The organism is Nostoc sp. CHAB 5836 (assembly GCF_020829445.1).
GTDB lineage: Bacteria > Cyanobacteriota > Cyanobacteriia > Cyanobacteriales > Nostocaceae > Nostoc.
In genome coordinates this window covers 22356-47404 of record NZ_JAIVFV010000030.1, presented here as the reverse complement: position 1 = coordinate 47404, position 25049 = coordinate 22356, and the positions used below count along the sequence as shown (strand labels likewise).

Annotated in this window: 15 protein-coding genes and 1 pseudogene; 12 read left to right on the top strand and 4 right to left on the bottom strand. The window is 42.4% G+C overall.

What is annotated here, in order from left to right; genetic code table 11:
- Window positions 1-962: 962 nt before the first annotated feature.
- The 5 genes from LC605_RS09015 to LC605_RS08995 all read left to right on the top strand — a co-directional run bounded on the left by LC605_RS09015 (window position 963) and on the right by LC605_RS08995 (window position 8234).
- Window positions 963-2840, top strand: a complete 1878-nt coding sequence (locus tag LC605_RS09015; RefSeq protein WP_229547220.1) for an NAD(P)H-quinone oxidoreductase subunit F — start codon at window positions 963-965, stop codon at window positions 2838-2840.
- Window positions 2841-2973: 133 nt separating this feature from the next.
- On the top strand, window positions 2974-3687 hold the full coding sequence (locus tag LC605_RS09010; protein WP_229547219.1) for a carbonic anhydrase: 714 nt from the start codon (window positions 2974-2976) through the stop codon (window positions 3685-3687).
- 109 nt (window positions 3688-3796) lie between these two features.
- The gene (locus LC605_RS09005) at window positions 3797-5293 is read left to right on the top strand and encodes an NADH-quinone oxidoreductase subunit M (RefSeq protein WP_229547218.1); all 1497 of its coding nucleotides are present in this window, start codon (window positions 3797-3799) and stop codon (window positions 5291-5293) included.
- A 116-nt stretch (window positions 5294-5409) separates the two neighbouring features.
- Window positions 5410-6717, top strand: a complete 1308-nt coding sequence (locus tag LC605_RS09000; RefSeq protein WP_229547217.1) for a CO2 hydration protein — start codon at window positions 5410-5412, stop codon at window positions 6715-6717.
- Window positions 6718-7526: 809 nt separating this feature from the next.
- Window positions 7527-8234: a Uma2 family endonuclease gene (locus LC605_RS08995; RefSeq protein WP_229547216.1), complete on the top strand. Its 708-nt coding sequence runs from the start codon at window positions 7527-7529 to the stop codon at window positions 8232-8234.
- A 467-nt stretch (window positions 8235-8701) separates the two neighbouring features.
- Here the strand turns inward: LC605_RS08995 and LC605_RS08990 are convergent, their stop codons facing one another.
- Window positions 8702-14440, bottom strand: a complete 5739-nt coding sequence (locus tag LC605_RS08990; RefSeq protein ID WP_229547215.1) for a PAS domain S-box protein — start codon at window positions 14438-14440, stop codon at window positions 8702-8704.
- 1137 nt (window positions 14441-15577) lie between these two features.
- Here LC605_RS08990 and LC605_RS08985 point away from each other — a divergent pair.
- The gene (locus LC605_RS08985) at window positions 15578-16111 is read left to right on the top strand and encodes an Hsp20/alpha crystallin family protein (protein WP_229547214.1); all 534 of its coding nucleotides are present in this window, start codon (window positions 15578-15580) and stop codon (window positions 16109-16111) included.
- 298 nt (window positions 16112-16409) lie between these two features.
- Here the strand turns inward: LC605_RS08985 and LC605_RS08980 are convergent, their stop codons facing one another.
- On the bottom strand, window positions 16410-16769 hold the full coding sequence (locus LC605_RS08980; RefSeq protein WP_229547213.1) for a Rieske (2Fe-2S) protein: 360 nt from the start codon (window positions 16767-16769) through the stop codon (window positions 16410-16412).
- A 257-nt stretch (window positions 16770-17026) separates the two neighbouring features.
- Between LC605_RS08980 and gap the strand changes: the two genes are divergently transcribed.
- The 3 genes from gap to LC605_RS08965 all read left to right on the top strand — a co-directional run bounded on the left by gap (window position 17027) and on the right by LC605_RS08965 (window position 21263).
- Entirely contained in the window at window positions 17027-18070 is a 1044-nt protein-coding gene (gene gap / locus LC605_RS08975) for a type I glyceraldehyde-3-phosphate dehydrogenase (RefSeq protein WP_229547212.1), read from the top strand.
- A gap of 496 nt (window positions 18071-18566) precedes the next feature.
- Window positions 18567-19997 carry a pyruvate kinase gene (gene pyk, locus LC605_RS08970; RefSeq protein ID WP_229547211.1) on the top strand — a complete coding sequence of 477 codons (1431 nt, stop codon included), beginning with the start codon at window positions 18567-18569 and terminating at the stop codon, window positions 19995-19997.
- A 261-nt stretch (window positions 19998-20258) separates the two neighbouring features.
- Window positions 20259-21263, top strand: coding sequence for a transaldolase (locus LC605_RS08965; protein WP_229547210.1), 1005 nt, complete (start codon window positions 20259-20261; stop codon window positions 21261-21263).
- Window positions 21264-21510: 247 nt separating this feature from the next.
- Here LC605_RS08965 and LC605_RS08960 read toward each other — a convergent pair whose 3' ends face one another.
- Complete coding sequence (locus LC605_RS08960; protein WP_229547209.1) at window positions 21511-22011, bottom strand: DUF6174 domain-containing protein; 501 nt, start codon at window positions 22009-22011, stop codon at window positions 21511-21513.
- Between the two features lie 279 nt (window positions 22012-22290).
- A pseudogene (locus tag LC605_RS08955) lies at window positions 22291-22404 on the bottom strand (IS200/IS605 family transposase); the annotation flags it as partial.
- Window positions 22405-22406: 2 nt separating this feature from the next.
- Here LC605_RS08955 and LC605_RS08950 point away from each other — a divergent pair.
- The 3 genes from LC605_RS08950 (at window position 22407) to LC605_RS08940 (ending at window position 25024) form a co-directional block, all read left to right on the top strand.
- Entirely contained in the window at window positions 22407-22853 is a 447-nt protein-coding gene (locus LC605_RS08950) for a transposase (protein ID WP_229547208.1), read from the top strand.
- A 187-nt stretch (window positions 22854-23040) separates the two neighbouring features.
- Window positions 23041-23979, top strand: a complete 939-nt coding sequence (locus tag LC605_RS08945; protein ID WP_229547228.1) for a phosphoribulokinase — start codon at window positions 23041-23043, stop codon at window positions 23977-23979.
- Between the two features lie 457 nt (window positions 23980-24436).
- A complete protein-coding gene (locus LC605_RS08940; RefSeq protein WP_229547207.1) occupies window positions 24437-25024 on the top strand; it encodes a Uma2 family endonuclease in 588 nt (195 codons plus the stop codon).
- Window positions 25025-25049 lie beyond the last annotated feature (25 nt).

Below are 25049 nucleotides of genomic sequence, written 5' to 3'. Positions count from 1 at the left end.
TGAAGAGTTGGCGGTTGCTATATAAGTTATATCATGTCCGGGTAATTAGTTATGATTCTCACAGTCATTGCACCCACCCCCATCCCATCGGTTAGACTTTAAAATAAAGAGCATTTTGTCAATCGGTTAAAGTACTCAAAATAGTCTTATAGCGGTTCTCAATTGCATGGAATACAGACCTAACCCCTAGCCCCTTCCCTTCTAGCGTTGGGGAGTAAGATTCAAAGCCTCTCTCCTCTTAGGAGAGAGGTTTGGAGAGAGGTCAAAACTGTACTCCACCCAAGCGAGAACCGCTATAATATACGCAAAATAATGAAAAAACAACCGCAAACGCGAGTGCGTCTCCCCCTGGGAGAAGAACCCAAACGCGAGTGCGTCTCGTAAAAGTTGGACACAAAGGAATAAGAGTTTCAGAGAGTTATTGCGTAAGTCCTATAAGAGTGCTTGAAACCCACGGGGGTAGGTTTTGCCTGGTGTAGACGCGGTTTCTAGCGGCCCTCCTAACAACACAGGCTTGATGTCAATGGATAAAACTAATGATGACTATTGATTAACACCACACTGAAATCATAGAGAAAAAGCAATAAATATTATTGATTAAGTTAAGTGGGCACGATAAAACTAAGGTATATTGAGTTGGATTAAAATCCTGGAAAAAATTTATTTATAAGCTTTTTACTTAGTTTACATTTCGTCACGTAGATTAGTTTTTTAACGCCGACTTACTGAGTATAGTAGTTTACTATATAAAAATTAATTAGAGCAATTATCTCAGATTTGTTTAGATGAAGTAATTCCCTTTTGGCAGATATAACGGTAAGCTATTTCTAACAAAATTAAATAAAGATAAATTCGCATTATCTGCGTAGGCGTAGCCCGTCGTAGACATCGCTGGGTTAACCGGGATCAACGCCAGTTGATTCAAAACCCCTGATTTTTAATGGCAATATAGAGGTAAGTTGATGGCTCAGTTTCTACTTGAGACTGTTTGGCTAGTTCCGTGCTATGCCTTAATGGGTGGCTTATTAGCCGTACCTTGGTCGCCGGGGATCATTCGGAAAACGGGGCCAAGACCGGCGGGTTATGTAAACTTGGTGATGACATTTTTGGCGTTTGTCCATAGTGCGATCGCTTTACAAGCAACTTGGAATCAGCCAGCCCAAGAAGTATTTATTCCCTGGTTATCTACAGCTGGTTTAAACTTGACCATTGCTTTAGAAATTTCCTCAGTCACTGTCAGCGCTTTGGTTGTGATTAGTGGCTTGAATTTGCTAGCGCAGATTTATGCCATCGGCTACATGGAAATGGATTGGGGCTGGGGACGCTTCTATTCGTTATTAGGATTGTTTGAAGCGGGATTATGTGCCCTTGTTCTGTGTAATAACTTGTTTTTTAGCTATGTAATTTTGGAAGTCCTCACACTCGGAACCTACCTGCTAGTTGGCTTATGGTTTAGTCAGCCTTTGGTAGTCACGGGTGCGAGAGACGCTTTTTTAACCAAGCGGGTGGGAGACTTATTCTTGCTAATAGGAGTGTTGGCATTATGGCCCCTAGCGGGAACTTGGAGTTATCCAGAACTAGCCAAGTGGGCTACTACTGCTAACGTCAACCCGACAACAATAACACTGGTAGGTTTAGCCTTAATTGCTGGGCCGATGGGCAAATGTGCCCAGTTCCCCCTGCATCTGTGGTTAGATGAAGCGATGGAAGGCCCAGTTCCCAGTACGATTTTGCGGAATTCGGTAGTAGTAGCCAGTGGTGCATGGGTGCTGATTAAATTACAACCGGTGTTAACCATCTCGCCCATAGTTTCCTCGGCTATGGTGGCTATTGGGGTAGTGACAGCGTTGGGTGCTTCTTTAATTGCGATCGCTCAAATTGACCTTAAACGCTGCCAATCCTATTCTGTCAGTGTATACATGGGTTTAGTATTTATCGCTGTAGGAACGCAACAAAACGAAGCGGCGCTGTTGTTAGTACTTACCCATGCCATATCCGCAGCCCTGTTGGTGATGAGTACTGGGGGAATTATCTGGAATAGCATTACCCAAAATGTCACCCAATTAGGCGGATTGTGGACACGTCGCCCAATCTCAGCAATAGCCTTTATCGTCGGGACTTTGGGATTAATTGGTTTTCCACCCTTGGGTAGCTTTTGGGCGTTGGTGAAACTTGCAGATGGCTTGTGGGAAACGCAACCTTGGTTAGTGGGAGTAGTGATCGCGGTCAATGCTTTAACAGCCGTGAGTTTAACCAGAGAATTCGGTTTAATTTTTGGTGGAAAAGCTAGACAAATGAGTCAGCGATCGCCTGAAGCACACTGGCCGATGATTCTGCCAATGGCAATTTTACTTGGCGTTAGTCTACATCTTCCTTTAGTGTTACAAAGCTTATCACTTTTACCCAATTGGGCAACTCTAAATAAAGATGTCGCACTACTTTTAATTTGGTCGAGTCTTTTTGGTTGCAGCATCACTGGCGTAATTTATTTAGGCAATATTCCTAAACCGATTCGCCTCCCTTGGCAAGGTTTACAAGACTTACTGGCATACGACTTTTACACCCCTAAACTTTATCGGATGACCATCATTTTCAGCGTTACCAAAATTTCCCAGCTTGCCGATATGATTGACCGCTTTGTAGTCGATGGTATCGTTAATTTCGTGGGTTTATTTTCGCTATTAGGTGGTGAAGGTCTTAAATACAGCACCTCTGGACAAACTCAGTTTTATGCCTTCACCGTTCTTCTAGGAGTGAGCATTTTAGGAATGTGGGTAACTTGGCCATTTTGGGGAGTGCAGTTTTTAAATTTGATTTTTCCCATCTCGACATTTCGGTAGCAGTAACAAAATAGTTCATAATTGAAGGAGTTGGAAATTTAGACCTCAGCAGGTAACGACTAACAAAAAAGACAATTACGCACGAGTGTTTCGCCAAGAATTACGAATTAGTTAATATTGTGAGGATAATTCAATGAGCATAAAACATTTTCAACTAAATCTTTCCAGAAGAAGTTTATTTAGGTTTGGTGCAGGTGCGATCGGTACAGGTGTATTGACAGCCGGACTTGGCTCAAACTTACTTGCAGCCGAAAAACCCCCAGCAGAAGATGAAATTACCCCCGACAAGGCATTGGAAGAATTACTAGATGGGAATGAAAGATTTGCCAAAAGAAAACGTCGCAATTCTAACCAAAGCTATTCACGCTTGGTCGAAGTTGCCAAAGGTCAAAAGCCCTTCGCTTCTATTCTCGGTTGTGCAGATTCACGGGTACCTTCAGAGATTGTCTTTGATCAAGGACTTGGAGATTTATTTGTCTGCCGTGTAGCGGGTAATATTGCTACACCAGAAGAAATTGGTAGCCTAGAATTTGGCAGTTTAGTATTAGGCTCCAAAGTTATTATGGTAGTAGGGCATGAAAGATGTGGTGCGGTAGATGCCGCGATCAAAGGCGCTCAAGTACCAGGACAAATTGGCAGTTTACTTGAGGCGATTAAACCCAGTGTAGAAAGCTCAAAAGCAGAATCAGGAGACCAGCTAGAAAACGCTTGTAAAGCAAATATTTTGGCGCAAGTTGAAAAATTGAAATCATCCTCAGTTTTATCTGAGTTAATCAAGACAGAAAAACTGAAAATAGTCGGTGGTTATTACGATTTAGATACTGGAAAAATCAGCGTAGTCGGTTAGTTTTTTTGTCCTTTGTCATTAGTCATTGGTCATTGGCTAAGAGTAAGTCATAAATGACAAAAGACAAAGGGCGAAGGACAAAGGACAAAAGACGAAGGACAAAATTACCATGTTAAGTGTATTGGTTTGGCTTCCAATTGTAGCTGCTATTTTCATAGCAATATTACCTGTAAGTATCCCTAAAGAGCGCATTCGTTTCATCGCATTAATTTTTTCTGGAATCGTTCTAGTATGGAACCTATTTATCCTGCTAAAATTTGATATCAGCAATCCAGAAATGCAATTTAAAGAGTATTTGCCCTGGAATGAAACCCTTGGCTTGAGCTATCAAATAGGTGTCGATGGGCTTTCTATATTAATGTTGGTCTTAAATAGCCTACTCACCTGGATTTCTATTTACAGCAGTAGTAAAGCCACTGAACGCCCCCGGCTGTTCTACTCCATGATTTTATTAGTTAGTGGAGGAGTCGCAGGTGCTTTTCTAGCAGAAAATTTGCTGCTATTCTTCCTGTTCTACGAACTAGAATTAATCCCCTTCTATTTACTAATTTCTATTTGGGGAGGAGCAAAACGGGGTTATGCTGGGATTAAATTCCTGATTTATACTGCTGTATCGGGAGGCTTAATTCTGGCGACATTCTTGGGTATGGTGTTGCTGAGTGGTTCTACCAATTTTGCTTTTGATGCAGTCTCTACTGAAAACCTGTCAACAGCAAAGCAAATCCTTTTACTAGCAGGAATAGTATTAGGTTTTGGGATTAAAATTCCTCTAGTTCCCTTCCATACTTGGCTACCCGATGCTTACGTTGAAGCTTCAGCACCAATTGCCATTCTTCTCGGTGGGGTGTTAGCAAAGCTGGGAACCTATGGACTACTACGATTTGGGTTGGGTATGTTTCCCCACGCTTGGAGTATTATTGCACCAACTCTGGCAATTTGGGGAGCAATCAGCGCTATTTATGGGGCAGTAGTTGCGATCGCTCAAAAAGACATCAAGCGGATGGTAGCATACAGTTCGGTCGGTCACATGGGCTATATCTTGCTAGCTGCTGCCGCTAGTACACCCTTATCACTTGTGGGTGCAGTCGCCCAAATGTTTAGCCACGGCATTATTTTAGCAATTCTCTTCCACTTGGTGGGAGTTGTAGAAGCCAAAGTGGGCACCCGCGAGTTAGATCAACTCAATGGTTTAATGAGTCCCATACGTGGTTTACCTCTAATTAGCGCCTTACTAGTTTTAAGTGGAATGGCTAGTGCTGGTATTCCCAGTTTAACAGGATTCATCGCCGAATTTATCGTCTTTCAAGGTAGTTTCTCTATCTTTCCCATCCCAACTATTTTGTGTGTAGTCGCTAGTGGATTAACCGCAGTTTATTTTGTCATCCTCCTCAACCGTACTTGTTTTGGCAAACTCGATAACTTAGCCTACTATCCCAAAGTCCTATGGTCTGAGAAAATACCAGCTTTAATTTTGGCAGTTCTGATCATCTTTTTGGGAGTACAACCTACTTGGTTAGTACGTTGGAGTGAATCCACAACTACAACAATGGTGGCTGCAATTCCCACCTTAGAAAAAACCGTAATCTCTGAAGTAGTGCTGAAATAATCAGTAAGAGAGTTACGCATCGATAAAGCAGGAAGAATGAATCTGACATTAATTCCCAGTGGTCTTCTTCTATTTCGCTTTTTGATAAGAATCACTAACACCAATTACCAAATAAGATGACAGCAATTAAAACAGCCATTAAGTTACCTCCTTCCAAGCATGAATTTGCTGAAGTAATTCACCGCTTAGAAGCCGGCGGTGCGATGTTACCTGATACCCCAGAAAATTTGATGCAAATCATCGGCTTATACAAAGCTTATGCTGTGCCGATGGATTTTTACTGGCGTGACTTACTTTATATTGCTGAAAACGTATTTTTAGACCCGCTTCCCTTTTTTAAATACTTCTTACCCAAAGAGTATTTAGAACGGCATAATCATTACGCTGGCGATGATGCCGATTTACGAATTTGGCGCGGCGAAGCTACTGCACATCCAGAACTTTTGGCATTTATTGAGAAGGGTGAAACTTTCAAAATGCCGAAGTTATTGCACCACTTGCTCCACGATCGCATTAACATGGAATTTGCGGAAGCTTGTATGCGGGCGATGTTGTGGCACAGAGGGATGGGTGGACAATTTGACCCTTACCTAGATTCCGAAGAATACAAAGCCAACGCTGACAAGGCAATTAAAGCTTACTTCCAAGGAAACCCAGTGATGCTGGGGCTTTACAAGCTGTTCCCTGATATGTTTTTGGAACAGTGCCGCCAGATGTCATACTACGCTAACTTGGGCTTATTTTGGGAAATCATGGCTCCGGTATTTTTTGAAATGTCCGATCGCTATGACGAAGGCACTATTAGCAGCGTCCCAGAGGCAATGAGCTTCTTAGTTAATGGTATATTTGCGATCGCAGGTCGTCCCATTTACCATCACGTTTATATTCGTGGCCAATGCTACGAAATTATCCCCAAATCTAAGGGTTTCATGTGGCTATATGAAGCTGCATTACCATATGTAGAAGCAGTTTTCTACCGCACTGCACCTTTCCGGGGGACAAAATCTTATAATGCTCAAGCGCATCAAGTACCAGAAGAGCAAAAAGATTTTCACTTTGGTATTCTTTATGCTGATGTATTTCCAGTGGGTACTGCTGGTATTCCCCCGACATTATTAATGCAAGATATGTTGCATTTTTTGCCCCCATATCTTGTTGATTATTACAGCCAACATTGCCGGGGTGAAGAAGATATGTTGATTCAGTTGGGAGTTAGTTTTCAACGCTCAATGTACTGTGTCACTTCTGCGGTAATTCAAGCCTTGCGAACTGCACTTCTATATCCATTAGATGACCAAAACCCTAAGCATTTACAAGCCAATCGAGATTTTTTTGAGATGCAGTTAAATCGCTTTACTCGTTCCGACTATAATATTCGTGATGCTGCTCGTTTAGGGAGTATTCAAAGTCAAGATTATAGATGAGATATCCCCCCACCCCCCTTAAAAAGGGGGGCTTTTTTTGATTTTTTTACTATTAGTTGATTTAGGGTTTCTCCTGATAATCTGCATAGCTCAGAGATCCCCCCAACCCCCCTTAAAATAATTCGTAATTCGTAATTCGTAATTCGTAAATTTTGTTTTGTGTTAGCGACGCGCAAAGCGAGTCTGCGTTCGCTTTTAGCGTCTCGTAGAGAGCGTCCGGGGATTTAGACCCCGACCCAAAACTTGCTTATTTTTTGAACCGGGGGATTTAAACCCACGGTACTCGGTTAAAAAGACGTGAGTTCGCATCAATCGTAGCGTAGGCGTAGCCCCCCGCAGGCATCGCCTTTTTGTATAGCCAGTTTCGCCCAAAAAGTTTTTTAGAGTCTTACGAACTCTTTGAGGGCAGCGATACCAGCCAAAAGAGCGATCGCTCTCCCAATCTATGAAAAAAAAAGAGCGATTCGGCTCATTACTCGTTAGTGTACTGAGCATTTATTTGACCAATTTCACCCAGGATTCAAACTTTTCAATCGCTATTGGTTTAAACGAACTTTGGGGGTTTAAGTCAAGAGTCTCTACAGGCAGAACGTTTTGGGTCGGGGTGTAAATCCCCGTCACAAAACAAAATTTACGAATTACGAATTACGAATTACGAATTATTTTAATACTCCCGGCAAACGTCGGTAAGTCGGGGATCAAGTTTTGCGACAAATGATTTGGGATTACGATATCAGCATAGTAATGTTTTAGAATCTGGATAGAAGCAAAATATTTTCCCTACAGTTCCTCCTCTTAATATTCCAGCTATGACTTCAAGTGCGTACTTTAGCTATGTCGAAGACATCTCGCCAAAAAACACAATTCCGGCTCTGGAAAACGGTGACAGACTGACTCAAAGCGAGTTTGAACGCCGTTATCATGCGATGCCAGACCGAAAAAAAATAGAATTAATCGAAGGAATTGTTTACATGGCATCCCCACTACGAATTACCCAACATGGTGAACCCCATGCCGCAATTATTGGTTGGTTGATGCTTTATAAAGCCTTAACGCCTGGAGTTCAATTAGGAGATAATTGTACTGTACGCCTTGATGCAGATAATGAACCTCAACCAGATGCACTGCTGAGAATTGAAGTCGGGGGACAATCCAAAATTAGTGAAGATGGTTACGTGGAAGGTGCGCCAGAATTAACTGCTGAAGTGGCTGCCAGTACTGTTTCAATTGATATACATGATAAACTCAAGGTTTATCGCCGTAATCAAGTACAAGAATATATAGTTTGGCGGTTTCAAGACAGAGAACTGGATTGGTTTCGACTAACAAAAGGTAAGTATATTCTGCTCCCCTCCAATTCGGAAGGAATTATCAAAAGTGAAGTTTTCCCAGGATTATGGTTAGATAAAGAAGCCTTGTTAGCCGGAAATTTAGCAAAAGTAATTGAGATAGTGCAGCAGGGATTAACAACAGTTGAGCATCAGAATTTTGTGAAGCAATTGTCTGAAATAGGCTAAAAGCCAGATTAAAGGCTCCCCAATTGTCTCGTCAATAAGAAGAGGCGCGACTCCAGTGAAACCAATTAGCATTTAAATGATGATACACGAATGTCTACTGAGATTAATTTTCTTCAGACATCTGTGCCTGTAACTGCTGCACTTGCTCGCTAGGTTAAATCCCACGTTCCGCACCCTGGGGTGTCACATAGTGTAATTACTAAGTTTTTGTGATTGTTGTAGTTGCAGATTATGCTCGTGCATCTTCATATTTAAGTTATTTTACTGGTTTTATGTATATTCAGTAGCTTTGTTTATGTCTAAAAACCAGTAAAAACCGATTGTGACAGTTGAGGGTGCGGAATGTAGGTTAAATTATTTGCTTGGGAGCAGTGCGATGCAAGTTAGGTGCTAAAAATAGCGAATTGCGAATTGGTTTAAAACGGGTGATTGGAGGTATCTTATTGCTACCCAATCTCCAATTATGATTAACTAGATAATACTCCGACAAGACTCGTCAATTCCATAATTTTTTCAAACTGAAAATCATGAGCTAAATTATTGATAAAATTTTGTAGCGCCGCATTTTCTGAAGGAATTTGTTCAATCAATTCTATAATTAGATCATCACTACATTGGGCTGCGGCAGTGTACACCTGTTTTACCCATTCCGGCGGCATTTCAGATAATAGAGGCACTATCTCTGTGAGTGTAAAAATTGGTTTTGTTCCTTGTTTATTGACGTTTGTTAGCTGATAGCTCTCTTTTTGATAAGTATATTGAACTCCTAAATATTCGCTCAATTTTTCTAGTAATTGTTCTTCACGGAAAGGCTTATTAATATAATCATCACAACCTGCTAATGCCATTGCCTCTCGCTGTTCCTCAAAGGCATTAGCAGTTAAGGCGATGATAATAGTCTTGCAATTTGTGATTTGGGGTTGCATCAAAGTTGCGCTACCAGCACAATTGAGATTTGGAATTGAGGTTTCTTCTCTAGTTTTAATAGTTCTTGTGGCTTCATAGCCGTCCATAATCGGCATCCGCATATCCATTAAGATGAGATGTGGTTGCCATGTTTGCCAAAGTGCGATCGCTTCGATGCCATTTGCTGCTTCCTGAACTGCAAAACCGATGGATGTCAGAATTTTCATTAACACTAAACGGCTATCTGTGGAGTCATCAACCACTAAAATGCGGTATTCGCTTTGATCGGGCGCTAAACTAATAACTTGACGTGTAGTTTGTTTGATCTGGATTTCGCTAGCTCCGGCTAGACAAATTTCAATATCAAAAGCAAATTTACTTCCTTTGCCAATAGTGCTGGAGACGCTAATATCTCCCCCCATTAATTGCACGTATTTACGGCTAATTGCTAAACCTAGTCCTGTTCCCTGTTGCGATTTCCTTCCAGTTTCAGTTTGCCCAAAAGCTTCAAACAGCAAGTCAATTTCTTGTGAGGCAATACCGCTACCGGTATCTTGTACCTCGAAGAAGAGATGAGGGAGATGAGGAGGATGAGGGGGATGAGGGAGAAGTTTTTTTGCCTGTTCCTGTGCTTTTCTGCTCTCCTGGGAGCCAATCCCCATGCCGACGCGCAGTGTGACCCTTCCAATGTCGGTAAATTTGATTGCATTTCCCAAGAGGTTAAGCAATACTTGACGCAGTTTACTTTCGTCAATTTGGATGTATTGGGGGAGATGAGTTGTATATTCAAAGACTAATTCTAATCCTTTGGAGGTGGCACGGAAGCGCAACATCTCTTCCAGGTTTTCTAAGAGGCGAATTAGGTCAAAACTGTTGAGATTCAATGTTATTCTACCGGCTTCGATTTTAGACATTTCCAAAATATCGTTGATTAAGTTCAGGAGATGTTCGCCAGCACGATTGATGATTGCGAGGTTTTGCTGATGTTCAGTAGATAAAGCATGATCGTGGCTCATAACTTGGGTAAAACCGAGGATGGCGTTGAGTGGGGTACGCAGCTCGTGGCTCATGTTGGCGAGGAATTCGCTTTTGGCGCGGTTGGCAGTATCAGCTGTAATCACGGCTTCTTGCAATGCTTGTGACTGCCTTTGAGTTTGTGCCAGCAATTGTGCCTGCTGTAAAGCAACACCTAACTGATTGCCAATTTGAACTACGATGTTGATTTCTCCTGGTTTCCATTGGCGGGAATCGGAATTTTGATAACTCGCTAGTAATCCCCAAAGCTGATTACTATATAAAATGGGGACAATAATGTAGGCTTTTGCCTGAAAGCGCTCTAAGAGGTTGATATAAGCAGGATGAAACCCAGCGTTGTAAATGTCTGGGACAGAGCGGAAACTTGCACCTGGGGTTGCTTGCAGATCATGATCTTCCATCTGGTTATCCGTGCTATCCAAAATTTTCGTTAGGCAACGCCCATCTTGTAAGATACCCTCTGTGAGATTGGGGTGATTGTTGTGTTCTTCTATCAGCGAAATCCAACCATCACCTACTGACTCCGAGACAAATTCGCCACTCCAGTGGGGATTGAAACGATAGACAACAACCCGATCGCAATTGAGTACTTGCCGTAATTCTTCGGTTGTAGCCGCAAATATCGTCTCTAAATCGAGTGTTTGGCGCATCCTTTGAATCACTTGGGCGATCGCTCTTTCTCGTTCTGCACTCTCACGCAAGGCTTCTTCTGCCAATTTTCTCTCGGTAATATCTGTAATTGTACCGATGTAGCCTTTAATTTCTCCATCATCTCCAAATTCTGGCAAAGCCTGACAAATTACCCAGACGACCGTACTATCATGATGCAAAAATCGATGTTCTGATTTATACGAATCTTTGGTAACTCTTGCTTGATTCCATAGCAACAATAGCTGCTCGCGGTCGTCTGGATGTACGGCATTTGACCAATCTCTACCTAGAGACTCTTCTAAACTGCATCCAGTAATCTCACTCCAGCGTTGATTAAAATATAAGACGTTACCATCGACATCAGTGTGAAATATACAAGCTGGTGAGGCTTCTGCTAGAAGTTGATATCGCTGCTGACCTGACTGCAAAGCTAGTTCTGCCAATTTGCGATCGTTGATATCTGTCCAATAACCAACGCATTCCATCGGGTGGTCAGCTTCATCACGAATTAACCTCACCTTTTCATAAAACCAGTGATAAGTTCCGTCAGCGTGTAACAAACGGTATTCGTAGGAGACGTACTCCTGCTCAAGAAGCTGCGAAAATTTTCCTAAGATGAGTTCAATATCTTCTGGGTGGACATGATGCAGCCAAAAACTGGGATTTTCGATAAATTCCCGGGCTTCGTAGCCAATCATTTCCTTAACGTTTTCACTAATAAAAGTAGTACTAAAATCCTCTGAAATTTTGCTGCTATAAATGACTACAGGACTAGAAGTGAGCAGGTATTGCAAACGTTCGTTGGCTAAACGCAATTCTTGTTCGACGTGTTTGCGTTCGCGCAGCGCTGCTTGCAGTTCGCTAATTTCTACTAAAACTGTGCCGACACCACAGGGGCGATCGCCCTGACCAGGGATCGGAAAATAAGAAACTAAGAAGTGGCGGATAATATCTGGTTGTTTAATTGATGCGCCGCTTAATTCTTGATTGAGAATGGGTTGACCAGTCAACAGAACTTGTTGATAAATTGGTTCCACTAAGGCAGCCATGTGGGGTAAGACTTCATTCATGGTCTTGCCAATATGATCTTGCTGGGATAATCCATTAATCTGGGCTAGTAATTGGTTGATTTGCACAAACCGCAGCTGGTGATCTACGATACTCATGCCGACGGGAGCGCCGCTAAAAAAAGCATTGAGGCGAGCTTCTCTCAGTGCTAGTTCTTGTTCTAGGGTTTTGCGCTCAATTAACCCACCTAACTGAGCAGCAACAGCACTGACTAGCAACAGCAGACGCTGATCTTCCAATACTGAGCTACGTTTAAAAAATACTAAAACAGCTAATACTTGGTTCCCAGCTAGTATGGGAACAGCAAAGCCAGCTTTTAACCCGACATTTGTTGCTTGTGGCGATGCCTGCGGCGGGCTACGCCTACGCCAAAAAACTGGCTGTGTAACTTGAGAAACATCTTCTATCCATTCTGGTTCTTGGCTTTGCCAAACTCTTCCCGGTAGTCCCATTCCCAGAGCAAATTTCACAGTTTGGTTTTGGCAACAGAATTCTGCTAAACTACTGTCCTCACCGTACCACCCCAGACCGTGTTCTAAAACAGCACCATCTTCATTAGGTATCCATGCTTCACCAAAATCCCAACCGATGGTCTGACAAATTAAGCCCAAGACCACTACTAAGGCGCTGTTGACATCACTGGCGCGAGTGATCGCTTGGGTTGTCAACAGTAGCAAACGGCTTTCATTTTCTGCCTGCTTGCGTTCAGTAATATCTTTGGCTGTGCCCAGTACGTACCATTGGTGATCAATCTCGATCATTTCTGCACTAAACAATGTCGTCTTAATTTCTCCTCTTGAAGTGCAGACATCAACCTCGTAGTTGTAGATGGCTTTAGTTTGTTGTAACGTTTGTTGGAGAAAATTATATTCTTCTGGATTCGCCCAAATATTCAATTCTTGCTCAGTGCGATCGATGACCTGAGAACGAGAATAACCAAAAAAGCGACAAAAGCTGTCGTTAACTTCGACATAGCGGTTGTTGGCAACAGTAATTAAGGCAATTGGATCAGGAGATGACCGAAAAGCTGATGCTAACTTTTCTTCAGAAGCCCGTCGCGCTGCTTCTGCGCGTTGGCGTTCTTTTGCTTCCAATGCCAAAGATGTTAAATTGCCCAGAGAGCGAACGAAATTTTGATCTTCTAGCGTCCAATGATGAGTAACTCCCACTGCCTCTAGAGATAAAACTCCTACAGTCATGCCCTCCAGCCTGATGGGTGTATCGAGTATGGAGGTAATGTTTAATGTTGAATAAGATGCAGAAAATTCTTTAGTTCTGGGATCGATATGGAGATCATCTGCAGCGATTGGCTGGTCTTGCTGCAAAGCTGCAAAATAAGCTGGATAGTCTGCGGCTGATAAGGAAAGTCCTTCGCTATGTCGATCGCTACTGGCCTCAAATAGGTCAAAACACTGGATTTTCATCCCTGTTTCGTCATACAGCCAGACACTGGCTCGTTCGACTCCAATATTTTTGACAGCTGTTTCTGTAATTTCACCGAAAGCTGCTTTCAAGTCACCTTGATAAAGCGTCTGATTTTGTGCCAGTTGAGTTAGCACTAGGTTATGATTGCGGAGCTTAATTGTGCTTTTTCCCAGTAATTTTTCTCCATCTTGGCGGTGTGTAATATTACTAGCCGTGCCTGTCATGCCTATAACTAGACCCTCGTCGTTGCGTAAGGCGATCGCATTAAACACTAAATAAACTAAAGTACCATCTTTAGCTATACAGGTAGTTTCATGCTGGAAGATCGGCTTTCCCTGAAAAACACCCTCAAACGCTACTTTATTTTGAGCAATTTCTGTAGCCGAGATGAAATCAATCAAGGCACGCCCGATCATTTCCTGGGGTTCGTAGCCATAAATCTGCTTGACTGCCGGGTTAACAAAGGTAATTAGTCCATCAATATTCACCGACCAGATCATATCCTGGGATGTCTCCACTAAGTGGCGATACTGACTTTCGCTCTTTTTCAGAGCGGCTTCGACTAAAAGTCCTTCGTTTTGGTAAACTTCTCTGCAAAAGGCTTTGCCAAAGCTAACAGGAATTTCTTGAAAAATCTCTTCTATTTGTCTGTTGCGAATATTTAACTCAACTACAACCCGTTGGCACTCTTTAATCTCCTGTTGCAACTGATCATTTTTTTCTTTTAACTGTTTTTTCAGTCTTTGGAGAGTGAGTTGATTTTGTACGCGTAATAAAACTTCTTTAGTTCGGAATGGCTGAATAATATAGTCAATATCGTCTAAATCCAAAACGTTGATTTTCTCAAATAGTTCATCTAAAACACCGAAAAAAATTATTGGAATCTCTTGAGTTTTCTGATTAGATCTCAAATGTTGACATACTTCATAACCATCCATCTCTGACATCAGAATATCTACTAAAATCAAATCAGGGGGAGAAGTCAGCGCCCTATTGATTGCCAATTGTCCAGAAGTGGCACTTTCCACCTGATAACCTTGGTGTTGAAGGATATTTGATAAAAAATCTAAATTCTCTAAGTGATCATCAATTAATAAAATTTTGATTTTTTGAGCATCCATATAAGTTACTAAGTACGTTGGTGCGAAAAAACTCAATGAAATCGCTACTACACAAACTCTTGTCAACCTCAGTGGACTAATACAAAATCAAGGGTTTTTAACCTGGGTCGGCAGGTTTTGCCTGTGTAGCCGCGATTTCTAATCGCCGAGGCAAGTAATAAATTAGACTTTTCAAACATCCTCTTAAACCCCAGGGCTATTTCATTCTCCTCTAGCCCGCCTCAGAATTCATTCTGAGTCTAATAGCGAAAGTAGTCTTTAGACTACTGAGAAAAGGTTATAGTCCATTAAAACGGACTTTAGCTATGAGCCAGGAACTTCAGTTCCGGGTGGTTTATGTCTAGAATGAAATAGCCCTGTTTTAAACCCAGTTATTCATCCAACACACTTTGATTTTATCGTGCTGACTTACTTACACCGTGCTGATTCCATTAGTAGGTTGGGTTAAGAGAAGCGCAACCCAACAAAGCCTCAGAAATGTTGGCTTTCGTTCCTCAATCCAACCTACGTACACTAGGGTTCACAGCAGAACCACCCTTTACCACACCCGATGTCCAAGAACATTCCCGGTTCCACTTCAACGACACCAGAACTGAAAATCTTTGTTTTCGGCTATTGTTTGCCTAAGAGGTTGTTTGAAAAGTCGTTAGCTGTATATTTGCACTTATTGATCCCCCCAACCCCCCTTTTTAAGGGGGCAAAAACTTTCAAAGTCCCCCAATTTATCGGGGGATTTAGGGGGATCAAAAACGTTTTGCTACCAACAAGAAGACCTTTCAAACATCCTCTAAGGGACTTCCAAATAAAAAAATACTCAAAAAACTCTCTCCTCCTGATTTCTCTGTGTTCTCTGTGGCTCTGTGGTTCGTTTACTTGGGTAATTTATTTCTTGGAAGTCCCTAAGCTCTGGTTGTTTGTTTGATACGGTAAATCCAACCTATGTCTGTACGGTTTACCCAACTGTTTTTAGATTTTTATTTTATTAAATTACTTACTAGAGAGAAAAAACAAAGCAAATAAAGCTCCTCTCTAAAAAAATAGAGGTTCGATAATTTTAAATATTTGAAACCTCTAAATACCTCTAAAACTTGTTTGATTACCCCAAATTGAATTAGAAAGTTAAGGAGAGATTCAGATATGGCACTCATTCGTTGGGAACCATTCCGTGAAATGGAAATTCTGCGTCGTCAAATGGATCAACTCTTCTCGGATCTGACAGCAGCCGAGCGCGGCAACTCGGAGGTTTCTCCATCACCGAGAACAGCGTGGGTTCCTGCTGTTGAATTACATGACAATGGCTCAGAGTTGCTATTGAGAGCAGAGATTCCAGGCGTGGAAGCTAAAGACTTGGATATTCAAGTTACTCAAGATGCAGTTTCAATTGCTGGTGAGCATCGTTACGAAAAACATTCAGAATCTAACGCCAGAATTCATTCAGAATTCCGGTATGGCAAATTCACTAGAGTAATTGCTCTGCCAAGCAAAGTTCAGAATCAACAAGTTAAGGCAGACTTGAAAGATGGGATTTTAATTTTGACTTTACCCAAACTGGAGCAAGAGCAGAACAAGGTATTCAAAGTGAATTTAGGGCCATCTGAAAGTGCTACAGCTTCTATAGAAGCTGGCAATAGTAATACCCAACCCAACATTACATCACAGCAAAGTGTTTAAACTGCTTGAGAAGATGTTCTATTTTCTTATGCAATAGACCTCTCAAATAGGTGAATTTTGATAAAAACCCCAGCTAAACTCATCGGCTGGGGTTTTTGTCGCTTAACTCCTAAAAAATGGATCGCCTACAGGTAAGAAAAATCGAACCACAGAGGCACAGAGAACACGGAGAGAAGTCGGAGCGGCGGCTTTTGCCGTAGACGCACAGGTATCTGAAGTTCGGTGGGGATGAGAGTTTGAGAGGTATTTTGCGTAAGTTCTGTATTTGCCCAATGACAGTAAATTCACGGAGAGAGTGCTATTCGTCTTGTACATCAACCCAGATACTGCCTTCTTCCACACGAATCGGAAACACTGGTAGTGTCTTTGGTTGTGAAACTAACGAGAGTACCTTACCGACACCAGGTGGCCAAGAACACCAGTCTTGTACCTCACCTGTGCGCAGGTCAAAAGCACTGTGATGGAAGGTACAAACAATTGCCCCACTCTCCGTGATTTTCCCGCTTTTTAAGGGTAATTTTAAGTGGGGACAGTTGTTATCTACAGCATAAAGCTGATTTTCGTGATTCAAAACCAGAATTTTCCGGTTGCCAACTTTCACCACTTGTCGCGCACCTGGGGAAAGTGCTTCGACTGCAAGAACTTTAGTCCAACTCATTAGGTTCTCCTTTCCTAAATAGATCTGCTTTCAGTTTCCCGCAATTGTGACCAGTGCGATCGCCTTTCAGTACTAAGGAGTAGGCAGTAGGGAGAAAGAATAACCAATCCCCAATGCCCCAATCCTTAAAAGATGCCAAGTAAATATGCCTTAGCCGACTGAGACTGTCACGATCAGAAAGTAAAGAGTAAAAGGCAATCTATTTTGACTTTTAACTTGCTCCTTTTGTTCAACTTTCCAAAACGGGAGGTTTAATCTTGACTAAATTGAAAGTTGGTATCAATGGCTTCGGTCGAATTGGGCGACTTGTGCTTCGTGCTGGCATCGATAATCCCAATATTGAGTTTGTGGGCATTAATGACCTAGTACCACCAGATAACCTCGCTTATCTATTAAAGTACGACTCAACTCACGGTAGATTAAAGCTCAAGGTTGAAGCCAAGGAAGATGGCATCGTCATTGATGGGCACTTCATTCCTTGCCTGTCGGTGAGGAATCCAGCAGACTTACCTTGGGGAAAATTAGGTGCAGACTATGTAGTGGAAGCTACGGGACTCTTCACTGGCTATGAAGGGGCCGCAAACCACCTGAAGGCAGGTGCAAAGCGAGTGATAATTTCCGCTCCCACCAAAGACCCAGATACAGTTCCTACTTTGTTAATGGGTGTAAATCATCACCTTTTTGACCCCAGCAAGGATATCATTGTCTCCAATGCTAGCTGCACTACAAACTGTCTAGCTCCCATAGCTAAGGTCATCAATGACAACTTTGGTTTGACCGAAGGGTTAATGACCACAGTCCATGCCATGACTGCTACCCAGCCAACTGTAGACGGCCCCAGCAAAAAAGACTGGCGGGGTGGTCGAGGTGCAGCCCAGAATATTATTCCCTCCTCCACAGGTGCAGCTAAAGCCGTAGCTCTTGTTTTACCAGAATTGAAGGGCAGGTTGACTGGTATGGCATTTAGAGTTCCGACTCCCGATGTTTCTGTAGTTGATTTAACTTTCAAAACTGCCAAAGCTACCAGTTATAAGGAAATCTGTGCTGCCATGAAGGAGGCTGCCGCAGGTTCACTAGCGGGTATCTTGGGCTACACAGATGAAGAAGTAGTTTCTACAGATTTTCAAGGCGATACCCATTCTAGTATCTTCGATGCAGGTGCTGGTATTGAGTTGAACTCCAATTTCTTCAAGGTAGTTGCGTGGTATGACAACGAGTGGGGCTACTCAAATCGCGTGATTGACCTGATGTTGTCTATGTCACAGAAGGAAAAACTCGTCTCGACAGTAGCTGTGGTTTGATTTGTCATTGGTCATTGGTCATTGGTCATTTGTACATTAACTCTTGACTTTTGACCCTTGGCTTTTGAGATTTGGGTTGAATGGTAAATACCCTGAAAACAAAACGTAATTTAGTATCTTTATTTAGCAAACAGTGATATGAAGCACGTGTAAATTTGGATGCTTTATGCAATGTCTAGAACGGACTAAACCTATGGACTGCATAATACCAATTCTTTAATAGGACTTAAGTAGAGTGACGCAAATAAAGCTAACTGGCTAAGGCTGTCATTTGTCATTTGTCCTTCGTCCTTCGTCATTTATAAGGGTTTAAGGTGTATTTACGTTTCGTAATTCTGAAGTCTCTTAATTACGAACTTGTGCCGTCCTTCGACTACGCTCAGGAACCGCAAAGTCGAGGTATTACGAATTAGGTTGCCGAGCGAGGTCGAGGTACGAATTACGAATTGGTATAAGGCATCCAAATTTGCAGGTTACTCCTCAACCCCTAATCCTTATGCGTCGAACTAAAATCATTTGTACTGTTGGGCCGGCTACATCTGCACCTGAAAAGCTGCAAGCCTTGGTAAAAGCTGGAATGAATGTGGCGCGGCTGAATTTTTCCCACGGAGCCTATGAATTCCACGCCCAAACGGCTCATTATCTCAGGCAGATTAGTACTGAGCAGCAAAAGCCGATCGCAATTATGCAAGACCTGTGTGGCCCCAAAATTCGCTTGGGAACTTTACCACCGGAAGGGTTAAATTTAGAAGCTGCTAGTGAAGTCACTTTTGTTTTGCAAGAAAAGGGTGAGAGTATTGACGAAATACCTTTACCATTGCCAACTTTGTTCGCAATGGTGCGGCCCGGCGAACCGATTTTGATTAATGATGGTCGCGTCAAGTTGATTGTTACCGATCGCGATGCCGATCGCATTCGGGCCCAGGTGAAAATTGGCGGATTAATTTCTACGCACAAGGGAGTAAACCTGCCCCAAACTCCTTTACCTGTAAGTTCCATCACCGAAAAAGACTTGCTGGATCTGCGCTTTGGTATTCAGTTGGGTGTAGACTGGGTGGCGGTGTCCTTTGTGCGATCGCCACAAGATTTAGAACCCGCCAAGCGAATGATTGAAGCTGCTCATGCTTCCATCCGCTTAATTGCCAAAATCGAAAGAGCAGAAGCAGTAGAGGAGTTTGACTCCATTTTGAAGGTTGCCGACGGAATCATGATTGCCCGTGGCGATTTGGGGGTAGAAATGCCGATTCATGAAGTCCCTCTAATTCAAAAAGATATAACTCGCCGTTGCAATCAGGCTGGTAAGCCGGTAATTACAGCCACACAAATGCTAGAGTCGATGATTAGCTCCCCCGACCCCACCCGCGCCGAAGCCACCGATGTTGCCAATTCCATCTTAGATGGTACGGATGCGGTAATGCTTTCTGGTGAAACAGCTGTCGGACAATATCCCATCGCCGCCGTCCAGATGATGCACGACATCGCCGTGCGGACAGAACAGGCTCTAGATGAGGGTAGCAGACATTCTTGGTGTCATGAGGCAGGCAGTCTCAGCGTTACCGAATCTGTGGCAGAAGCGGTGTGTCGCATCGCCTATGAAACAGGCTCACGGGCAATTCTCTGTAACACGACTTCAGGGAGTACGGCGAGAATGGTGTCTAAATATCGCCCAACTTCTCCCATTATTGCCCTGACTGCTGATGCCACCGCTTACCGTCAGCTAGCACTTTCTTGGGGTGTGGAACCTTTGTTGATCCCACCAGTCCACAATGCCGAAGAGATGTTTACCAATGTCGTGAACACAGTTGTAGACATGGGTTTAGCCAATAAGGGCGATAAGGTGGTAATTACCTCTGGCGTTCCAATTGGTAAATCGGGAACAACCAGTTTAATCAAAGTGCATTCCATTGGACAGCCAATTTCGGCGTAAGGCACTTAGAATAGGGTGTAGCTCTCGATAGTAAGCAAACTTGAGCAACGATTCCGAAAAATTGTCAGAATGAGAATTGAAGGGACTAAGGACTGGAGACCGGGGACTGGAGACGAGAATAATAACCCCTAACTCCAAACTCCAAACTCCTAACTCCAAACTCCAAACTCCAAACTCCTAACTCCTAACTCCTAACTCAACACTCACTTGGTAAAGAACTGGGGAATAAGTAAATCCTAAACAAACATCACGGAGTATTTTATGTCTAAGAATTTACTAGAACAATTGCGAGAAGTGACTGTTGTAGTCGCAGATACAGGGGATATTCAGGCAATTCAAAAGTTCAAACCCCAAGACGCTACCACCAATCCTTCTCTGATTACTGCTGCGGCGCAGATGCCAGAATATCAGGGAATTGTCGATCAAACTTTACTTCAGGCAAAAAAAGATGCTGGAGCTGGTGCTACCCAAGCACAGATAGTTTCTCTAGCTTTTGACCGTTTGGCAGTTGCCTTTGGATTAAAGATTTTGCAAATCATTCCTGGTCGTGTGTCTACAGAAGTGGATGCTCGCTTGTCTTACGATACCGAAGCTACCATTGCCAAAGCACGGGAATTAATTGCCCAGTATAAAGCCGCCGGAATTGGGCGCGATCGCGTTTTGATTAAAATTGCCACCACCTGGGAAGGCATTCGTGCTGCGGAAATTCTCGAAAAAGAAGGTATTCACTGTAACCTGACCTTGTTGTTTGGTCTTCACCAAGCGATCGCCTGTGCCGAAGCTGGTGTTACCCTAATTTCTCCCTTCGTCGGTCGGATTCTTGACTGGTACAAAAAAGATACCGGACGCGATAGCTACCCAGCAGCCGAAGACCCAGGAGTTTTGTCTGTCACCAAAATCTACAACTACTACAAGAAATTCGGCTATAAAACCGAAGTTATGGGAGCTAGCTTCCGTAATCTTGGTGAAATTACGGAACTTGCAGGTAGTGATTTGCTGACCATTTCGCCATCGCTTTTGGCTGAATTACAGGCAACTATTGGAGAACTACCACGCAAACTCGACCCTGCTAAGGTAGCAAATTTGGAAATTGAAAAGATATCCATTGACAAAGCTACCTACGACAAATTACACGCTGCTGACCGTATGGCAACGGACAAACTAGACGAGGGCATCAAAGGTTTCACCAAGGCGTTAGAAGACCTTGAGAAACTTTTGGCAGACCGACTAGTTCGCCTTGAAACAGAGGTAGTAGCAAGCCATTAGAACGTAACGACATCTAAGTCTCCCAAATCTAACCCCCTAGCCCCCAACCCTTGAAGGGAATGGGGGTTTCAAGCGTCTTGACCTTTCGGGGAGAGGAATGGAAGCGGGGTTTCTAGTATACTTTCCACAGATGATCGCTTCGATCTTGCTCAACTTTTGAGTCACTGGCAAGGGTAAATTTAGGTAGCGATCGCTAATTGGTAAGGGCGCAGCACTTGATCAAAAATAGCTTCATCGATTGATGTTATTAACGCTTCTGAAGTATTTCAAAGTTGCTAATTCTAGTAAATATACCAGCATCAGCAGCTAGATTACCGATATTAATTTGGGTTGGATAACCAAGTCGTGGATTGTATCCCACAGTTAGTTCGGATTCTCCCCGATTGATCGCATTCTGAATCAAATTAAAGAGCTTGGGAATCGTACTATATTGTCGTAGTTCTCGTAATAATTCTGAATTCAGTGGCTTACCAGTGTTTGCATTTGTAATAGAAGTTGTTCTGCCATTACGTACTTCAATAATTAATGGGCCTCTAAATTCGGAAATACAAAAGCAATCATTGCTAAGTTGGTAGCGGTAATTGTTAATTTTTTGTCGATTCCACAATTGGCGATTAATTGTTAGCTGTCTTAACTTTGAGGTAGCAATCTCTGTTTGTACTCCCTGCGTAGGAGTCGCAGACATTACTGGGGCGTTGAAACTCACAGATGCTACTAAGATTGCACCAATGGCAATAGGTAAGCGCATATCAATCCTTTGTCAATGTTACATTATAACTACAATGTGACTACATAGGATTCCAGAAAAGTTCATAATTAAGAATTCTTATACAAAATTACTCCTGTTTTATTTGCTTGCTTATTGCTAAATCTCCGTTACAAAACTTAATTAAGTTAGCAATTCCGGGAACGTCATTACAAATTATAAGGGAAATGCTGAAAACCCTTGAGAAACAGCAACGCAGTTGCGTTTTTCGTACTTCAGGCTCTTGATGAAAGCTGGTAGCACCGTAAACGGTGCTACGATTTAATCTTTTTGGTGTGCAGTATACTCTATTACATTTTTTGTAGAAATATTACCAGCAGTAGAAACAAAATAGCTGGGTGTCCATAGAGTTGGGAGTTTAAGCAATTCTGGAAACTATGAGTCTTAAATGGACAATCGAGAATATTGGTTTGAATCGCGCTATCTCTGATGCAAGTTGGAGTGAATTAATTTTAAAGATTGAGTATCTCGCTGCAAAGCAAGGAAAAGTCGTAATTAAAATTAATCCTAAACACTCTAGTCAGGAATGCAGAAATTGTGGACATATCGATAAGTCAAATCGTGATGGTGAGAAGTTCATTTGTACAGAATGCGGATATCACGAACACGCTGACATCGGTGCTGCAAAAACTATTAGAGATAGAGGTTTGGAGATAGTACGCGGGGACTTTGCGAAACTTGCTGCAAGAGTGCTAAACGCCCAAAAGGTGAGCCAGTGCGGTCTTGGGGTCTCCCCAAGTAGAGCAACTGGCGGTATCACCACGCACTTACGTGCAAACGTGGTGAGTTTGGGAACCTGTGCAAACAGGATATTAAGGCTGTGAAGTCTTAAGAATCTCCTCGCCTTTAGGCAGGAGAGTGTCAATATGCAATAAACCAGCGCAGAGACATTCTATATGTAGAGATATTGCATACCAAGCCATTGCTGGAGTTACTTGCCTAAATCCTTCTAGAATTAAAACTATTGTCGGGAATTTTATTAATAAGCTTATTTTTATTCTGGGAGGTATGATGAGCCGTCCAATAATTCTTGGTATTGTAGGCGACAGCGCTGCTGGGAAAACAACCCTAACCCGAGGAATCGCTCAGGTACTCGGCCCAGAAAATGTCACGCTCATTTGTACAGATGATTATCACCGTTACGATCGCCAACAACGTGCAGAAATTGGCATAACTGCCCTCCACCCGGACTGCAACCACTTAGATATTATGCAGCAACACCTTTCGCTGCTACGCACAGGACAGCCAATTCTCAAACCAGTTTACAGCCATAAAACCGGCACATTCGAGCCACCCCAGTATATCAAACCCAATAAATTCGTGATTATTGAGGGATTACTCGGTTATTCTACCCGTGCTGCCCGTGATTCCTACGACGTGAAAGTTTACCTTGCACCTCCAGAAACACTGCGTTCTAAGTGGAAAGTCAAGCGGGATACCCAAAAGCGAGGCTACACTCCGGAACAGGTACTAGCGGAATTAGAAAAGCGCGAACCAGACTCAGCACAATTTATTCGTCCGCAACGGCAATGGTCTGATATAGTCATTAGTTTTTATCCAGCCACTGAAGAAGATGATGGAACCAATGGACACCTGAATGTCCGTTTGGTACTTCGTCCGACAATTCCCCACCCAGATTTCACCCAGATTATCATCTCTGGCTATGGTGATTCTGACTCAGCAATCCGCCTGGGACTAGACAGGGATATGAGTAAGCCGGTAGATGTCTTAGAAGTTGATGGTCATGCCACCTTAGAACAGGTGAATAAGCTAGAGCATATTATTTGTTCCGATATGCCCCATTTACGAAATATTTGCGATCGCGAAAGTAATCCAGAACTGGGTAAAATTGCTGGTACAACTGGGGAAACACTCCAAAGTTACCCCCTCGCTCTTACCCAGTTAATAATTACCTACCATATGCTGAAAGCGACGCAAATCTACCAATGAAGGTCAGTCGTGGATTGATCCAGCGATCGCACCCAAGCAACTGTATTAGCGTTGCGGGCTGGTTTGCTTAATTAGACATCTGGTGACAATAAATGTAGAGACGTAGCACTGCTACGTCTCTACAAGGGTTATGGATAAGGCATATTTAATTTCACCAGATGTCTATTAAAGTCTCTATAAGTAAAGCGACGCAAATAAAGCTAACTGGCTAAGGCTGTCATTTGTCATTTGTCATTTGTCATTTATAAGCATTTAAGGTGTATTTACGTTTCGTAACATACTTGACTTTTTTCGTGCCAACGTACTTAGCAGTTGTGAAACAATAGAAGATGCGATCGCTATTGTTACATTGTCTGCAACCATCTTTGTTATAACAAAAATATTTATTTTCGCTATCTTTAGGCTACGTTACGCTATTGATAACATAGTCATTCCCTCATTTTGTGAGTTAATTAATATGGTTTTACAAATAGAAAAGCGCTACTATACCCCAGAAGAATATTTGGAATTAGAAGAAAAGGCTGAATATAAAAATGAATACAAAGATGGAGAAATTATACCGATGACAGGGGGAACAACTAACCACAACAAAATTGCAGGTAATTTTTATAAAAAATTTCCGTTGACACTGCAAGGACAAGATTATGATATTTACATAGGGGATGTGAAATTATCAATACCTCGTTATCGCCTCTATACTTATCCTGATATTATAGTCATCAAAGGTAAGCCTATCTACGAGGGAACAAACAGAACAATTATTACTAATCCCTTATTAATTGTTGAAGTTTTATCAAATTCAACTAAAAATTATGATAAAACAGATAAGTTTAAATATTATCGTTCAATTCCTGGTTTTCAGGAATATATTATGATTGATCAGTATAGTTTTGCTGTGGAACAATTTACTAAGCAAACAGAAGGTCAATGGATTTTTAAGGAATATGAAGGTGAAGAGGCAGTTTTAATCTTAGATTCTATTGATTTTGAAATTACCTTGCGTGATATTTATGAGCGAGTTGATTTTGAGTTGATTGAGGAATAAAACTGCGATAACATAGGCATCATTC

Excerpts from the sequence above, each read along its gene's own strand:
- LC605_RS09015 (WP_229547220.1), top strand. The coding sequence starts at position 963 with ATGGCTCAGTTTCTACTTGAGACTGTTTGGCTAGTTCCGTGCTATGCC.
- LC605_RS09010 (WP_229547219.1), top strand. The coding sequence starts at position 2,974 with ATGAGCATAAAACATTTTCAACTAAATCTTTCCAGAAGAAGTTTATTT.
- LC605_RS09005 (WP_229547218.1), top strand. The coding sequence starts at position 3,797 with ATGTTAAGTGTATTGGTTTGGCTTCCAATTGTAGCTGCTATTTTCATA.
- LC605_RS09000 (WP_229547217.1), top strand. The coding sequence starts at position 5,410 with ATGACAGCAATTAAAACAGCCATTAAGTTACCTCCTTCCAAGCATGAA.
- LC605_RS08995 (WP_229547216.1), top strand. The coding sequence starts at position 7,527 with ATGACTTCAAGTGCGTACTTTAGCTATGTCGAAGACATCTCGCCAAAA.
- LC605_RS08990 (WP_229547215.1), bottom strand. The coding sequence starts at position 14,440 with ATGGATGCTCAAAAAATCAAAATTTTATTAATTGATGATCACTTAGAG.
- LC605_RS08985 (WP_229547214.1), top strand. The coding sequence starts at position 15,578 with ATGGCACTCATTCGTTGGGAACCATTCCGTGAAATGGAAATTCTGCGT.
- LC605_RS08980 (WP_229547213.1), bottom strand. The coding sequence starts at position 16,769 with ATGAGTTGGACTAAAGTTCTTGCAGTCGAAGCACTTTCCCCAGGTGCG.
- pyk (WP_229547211.1), top strand. The coding sequence starts at position 18,567 with ATGCGTCGAACTAAAATCATTTGTACTGTTGGGCCGGCTACATCTGCA.
- LC605_RS08965 (WP_229547210.1), top strand. The coding sequence starts at position 20,259 with ATGTCTAAGAATTTACTAGAACAATTGCGAGAAGTGACTGTTGTAGTC.
- LC605_RS08960 (WP_229547209.1), bottom strand. The coding sequence starts at position 22,011 with ATGCGCTTACCTATTGCCATTGGTGCAATCTTAGTAGCATCTGTGAGT.
- LC605_RS08950 (WP_229547208.1), top strand. The coding sequence starts at position 22,407 with ATGAGTCTTAAATGGACAATCGAGAATATTGGTTTGAATCGCGCTATC.
- LC605_RS08945 (WP_229547228.1), top strand. The coding sequence starts at position 23,041 with ATGAGCCGTCCAATAATTCTTGGTATTGTAGGCGACAGCGCTGCTGGG.
- LC605_RS08940 (WP_229547207.1), top strand. The coding sequence starts at position 24,437 with ATGGTTTTACAAATAGAAAAGCGCTACTATACCCCAGAAGAATATTTG.